This window comes from Segeticoccus rhizosphaerae, assembly GCF_009192725.1.
GTDB lineage: Bacteria > Actinomycetota > Actinomycetes > Actinomycetales > Dermatophilaceae > Segeticoccus > Segeticoccus rhizosphaerae.
Genome location: NZ_VOHR01000291.1, coordinates 1 through 4,632, shown reverse-complemented (window position 1 = coordinate 4,632; position 4,632 = coordinate 1). Strand labels below are relative to the sequence as shown.

5 protein-coding genes are annotated in these 4,632 nt (G+C 72.0%); 2 read left to right on the top strand and 3 right to left on the bottom strand.

The window, feature by feature from the left end:
* Positions 1–575, bottom strand: a 575-nt coding sequence (locus FRW57_RS17475) for a PH domain-containing protein (protein ID WP_152186596.1), incomplete at its 3' end; no start/stop codon positions are given.
* Positions 572–1,087, bottom strand: a complete 516-nt coding sequence (locus FRW57_RS17470) for a PH domain-containing protein (protein ID WP_137119960.1) — start codon at positions 1,085–1,087, stop codon at positions 572–574. The genes FRW57_RS17470 and FRW57_RS17475, both read right to left, overlap by 4 nt.
* A 126-nt stretch (positions 1,088–1,213) precedes the next feature.
* Here FRW57_RS17470 and FRW57_RS17465 point away from each other — a divergent pair, with 126 nt between their 5' ends.
* Positions 1,214–2,974 carry a SpoIIE family protein phosphatase gene (locus FRW57_RS17465; protein ID WP_152186595.1) on the top strand — a complete coding sequence of 587 codons (1,761 nt, stop codon included), beginning with the start codon at positions 1,214–1,216 and terminating at the stop codon, positions 2,972–2,974.
* Between the two features lie 26 nt (positions 2,975–3,000).
* On the opposite strand, the gene FRW57_RS17460 is transcribed toward FRW57_RS17465, so the two are convergent.
* On the bottom strand, positions 3,001–3,603 hold the full coding sequence (locus tag FRW57_RS17460; protein WP_137119962.1) for a DNA-3-methyladenine glycosylase I: 603 nt from the start codon (positions 3,601–3,603) through the stop codon (positions 3,001–3,003).
* A gap of 158 nt (positions 3,604–3,761) precedes the next feature.
* On the opposite strand from FRW57_RS17460, the gene FRW57_RS17455 reads away from it, so the two are divergent.
* Positions 3,762–4,632 (top strand): PfkB family carbohydrate kinase (locus FRW57_RS17455; RefSeq protein ID WP_152186594.1); only part of this gene is annotated, 871 nt, incomplete at its 3' end.

The window sequence follows — 4,632 nt, the reverse complement described above, 5'->3', positions numbered from 1 at the left end:
CCGGTGCCGTCGATCGTGCCTCCCTCGAGAGCTCGCTCCGAGGAGGCACGATCGACGGCACCGGCGGCACCCGCGCCGGAGGGGCCCGCGATGCCTGCACTGGTGCGGTGGAGCAGCTCCGAGCGCAGCCGGGAGGCCTGCTCCGTCGGGAGCGAGTCGAGGGTGAGCCGGCTGTCGTCGGCCCCGGTGCCGATCTCGACCTTGGCCAGCCCGAGGACGCGGTGCAGCGGCGAGGCAGTCACGTCGACGGTGCGGACCCGGTCGGCCGGTGTGGTGAAGGACTTGCGCCGCAGGAGTCCGCTGCGCAGCTGTACCTGGTCGGGTGTGAACCGGTAGCGAGTCGTGAACCACCGCAGGATGCCGGCGGTCACGGCGACGACGACACCGGCCGGGCCCCACCACCACTGCCCGCGGTCGCCGCTGCTTCCGACGATGACCAGACCGAACAGGGCGGGTATGGCGCGCACCACCTCTCGCACGGGATGGACCATCAGCATCCGGGCGCTGAGGCGTCTCCAGCCGGCCTCCTCGTCGGTCCGGGGCTGGTCGGTGGTGGCCGGCTCCGGCTCGCTCACGTGGCGTCGCCCTCGCTGTGCTCGGTGATGATGGTGAGGTCGTGCACGAGGCGTTCGGCCACGGCCAGGTCGAGCCCACGGATGCGGAGCGGCCCGGCCGCCGAGGCCGTGGTCACCGTGACGTTGGCCAGCCGGAAGAGCTGCTCGAGCGGTCCGCGCTCGGTGTCCACGGTCTGCACCCGCGAGAGCGGTGCGATCCGCCGTTCCTGGTCAAACCAGCCCGCCTGGGTGTAGACGGCGGTGTCGGTGACCTCCCAGCGGTGCACCCGGTAGCGCCAACGCGGCATGACGACCAGGTGCGCGGCCGCGATGACGACGGTGACCACCAGACCGAGGACGTGCCACGTCACGTGGTCGGCGTCCAGCAACCACCAGGCGACCTGGGCGGCGAGCAGGACGACCCAGCCCCAGAGGGCCCGCACCGTCCAGAACCACACGGCTCGCGGGCTGACCAGGTTGACCGGCGCGCGCAGCTCGGGCGGCCGGGTCGTGTCCGGTGGTGGTGACGACATGGCTCAACCCTGCCACGGCCGGGAGCAGCGCATGCGAGGGCGGAACAGGCGAAGCGTGCCGAGCACGCTGCCCGCGCAGGGGAGCAACCTCTGTGCTCGCGCAGGTGGGTGACCTATGTTGGGCAGATGGTGATCAACCCCGCCCCCGACGCCCTCGGGGCCGAGCCCCCGGGCGACCCGGGCGACCCGGCTTCGAGGGCCGGGGCCGCCGGGCAGGAGCACCAGAGCACGGTCGGGACGTGGCGCTGGGACATCAGCACCGATCACGTGGAATGGGACGACGGCACGGCTGCGATCTTCGGGGTGGCGCCGGGGGACTTCGACGGCAGCTACACGGGATACCGCAGGCTCATCCACCCGGACGACGCAGCTCCCATGGAGGCGAAGCTGTGGGCGGCCCTGGAGTCAGCCTCGGTCAGCTTCACCGACGACCACCGCATCGTGCTTCCCGACGGGTCGACCCGCTGGTGCCAGGTAATCGGACGGATCCAGCGGGACCCGGGCGGCAAGGCCGTCGGACTGGTCGGGATGACCCTCGACGTCACCCGGCAGCGCAGGGTCACGTCCGAGACCGCTGCCGTGCGGGCGGCCGAGCGCCGGGCCACCGCGCAGGCCCAGGCGGCACGGCGGCGGGTGTCGATGCTGGCCCGGGCCGCAGGGCTGCTGGACATCCCGCTCGACCTGGACGCCACGCTGCAGGAGGTCGCCGACCTCGCGATCGGCGTGCTCGCGGAATGGTGCACCGTCGACCTCATCGGCGGCGGCCGGGTCCACCACGCCGCTGTTGCACACCGAGAGCCGGCGATGGTGGCCATGGCACGGAGCGTGATGGAGCGCTTCCCGCAGGACCCCGACGAACCCACCCTGCAGCACCTCCTGCACACGCTCGAGCCGTTGTACGTGCCGGTGTTCGACGATGAGGCACTCGAGGCCAGTGTGTCCGACCCGGAGCACCTGCGGATGCTGCGCCAGTTCGAGATCAGCTCCTACCTGGTGGTGCCCCTGGTGGCCGACGGAGAGGGCGTCGGCATCATGACCCTGGTCGCCTGCCAGGGCCGCCGGCTCGAGGCCGACGACGTCGACCTCGCGGTGGAGCTCGGCCGCCGGGCCGGGTCCGCGGTGGAGAAGGCCCGCCTCTACTCCGAGCTGCGGGAGACGACGAGGGTTCTGCAGACCACCTTGTTGCCGCCCTCGCTCCCCGAGGTCCCGGGCGTGACGCTGTCGGCCCACTACCAGTCCGGCACGGCGGGTCTGGACATCGGCGGCGACTTCTACGACGTCTTCCGCACCGGTCGCGATCGCTGGTGGATCGTCCTCGGCGACGTGTGCGGAAAGGGTCCGGCGGCGGCCGCCCTGACCGCCGAGGCCCGCTATTCGCTGCACGTGCTCGCACCGGACACCGACGACCCGGCCCAGGTGCTGGAGCGGCTCAACGACGTCCTCAACGCGGTGGACCGCGAGGGGAAGTTCATCAGCATGGTGCTGCTCACCTTCCTCGCGCCCACGGGTCAGGAGAGCTCTGCCGGCACCGGTCTGCGGCTGCAGCTGGCCTCTGCGGGGCACCCGCCGCCGCTTATTCGCAGGAGCGGCGGCGGGGTCGAGTCGCTGACCAGCCATGGGACCGTCGTCGGCGTGGTCCCGCAGGTGGACCTCGAGTCGATCAGCGTGGACCTAGCCCGGGGCGACACGCTCCTGCTCTACACCGACGGGGCGACGGAGGCGAGGGACGCCGACGGCCACGAGCTGGGCGAGGCGACGCTGCGCGAGATCCTCCGGCAGCACGGCGGCGGAGGCCCGGACCTCGCCGACCGGCTCGCGGCCGCGGTCCTCACCCGTGCCGGCACCGAGCCCCAGGACGACATGGCGCTGCTGACACTGGGCCGCTGACCCGACCCCGCTGCCCGGTCACTTCGTCACGCTGTGGTCCAGACGCCAGAGCTGCCGCGGCGGTGGCTGTCGACCAGGTGCGTGTCGACGATGCCGACCGCCTCCATCAGGGCGAACATCGTCGTCGGCCCGACGAAGACGAAACCCTTCTTGCGCAGCGCCTTGGAGAGCGCGACCGATTCCGGTGACGTGGTGGGGACCTCGGCATACGTGCGCGGCGCCGGGGTGCGCTCGGGCCGGAAGGACCACACGAAGTCGACCAGCCCCTCCTCGTTCCGCAGGTCGACCGTCGCGCGGGCGTTGGTGATGGTGGCCTCGATCTTGCGCCGGTTGCGCACGATGCCGGCGTCGGCCATGAGCCGCTCGGTGTCGGCCTCGGTGAAGGCGGCGACCGCGTCCGGGTCGAAGTCGGCGAAGGCCTCACGGAAGGCCGGTCGCTTGCGCAGGATGGTCGCCCAGGACAGGCCCGACTGGAAGGCCTCGAGGCTGATCCGCTCGAACATCCCCCGTTCGTCACGGACCGGCATGCCCCACTCGGTGTCGTAGTAGTCGCGCAGCATCGGGTCGACCGAGGCCCACACCGGCCGGGCCAGGCCGTCCTCACCCACCACGGTGTCCGTGCCCGCCATACGACCTCCTCCCTCCTCACGTCGTCACCCGTGCTCGTCCCAGCCCGCTTTGCTCACCTCAAACCGCTCCTGGACCACGCGGAACCGGCCTGAGGTGAGCAAACCGGCTCGAGGTGAGCATAGGCACCGGTGGCGGGGGGACGGCATACTCGGCGTCCATGGCAGGCAACCCGCGCGTCATCCACACGGCTCAGGCCCTCGTCGACGAGGTGGTGGAGATCGCCGGCCTCCCCCGTCGGGGGCAGAACGCGATGGCCCGCTCCTACACCCGGTACGCCGGCGGAGCGGTGAACATCCTGCTCGCGGCCGCGCGCTCGGGAGCGGAGTGTCTCCACGCCGGGGCACACGGCACGGGCCCGAACGGCGACCTCGTGCGGAAGGTGCTGCGGGCCGAGGGGATTCGCCTCTCCAGCCCGATCGTTCCCGACGCCGACACCGGGATCTGCTTCGTCATGATCGAGCCCTCCGCCGAGCGGACCTTCGTCACGACGATGGGGGCCGAGCGCCGGATCACCGTGGAGAGCCTGCAGACCTGCGCGCCGGCACCCGGAGACCTCGTCTGCGTGAGCGGGTACTCGCTGCTCGACCCGACGAGGAAGCCGTTGCAGCAGTGGCTCGACACCGTGCCCGAGGGCGTCGTGGTGGTCCTCGACCCCGGGGCCGCCTTCGCCGACCTCCCCGAGGACGTGCGCGCTCGCGCGCTCGGGCACACGACGGTGTGGACCTCCAACGCCGAGGAGGCCGAGGCGTTGACGGGGGTCGCGGACTTCCGCGAGTCGGCGGTTGCCGTGGCAGACCACCTGCCGGACGGGGCGACCGTCATCGTGCGGGACGGCCCGAAGGGTTGCGTCTTCAGCGAGGGCGGACAGAGCACGTATGTCGAGGGCTTCCCGCAGATTCCGTTGGACACCAACGGGGCGGGAGACACCCACACGGGGGTGCTGTGCGCATGCCGTGCCGCGGGCCGGGCGTGGATCGAGGCGGCGAGGCGGGCCAACGCGGCCGGCGCGATCAAGGTGACCCGGCGCG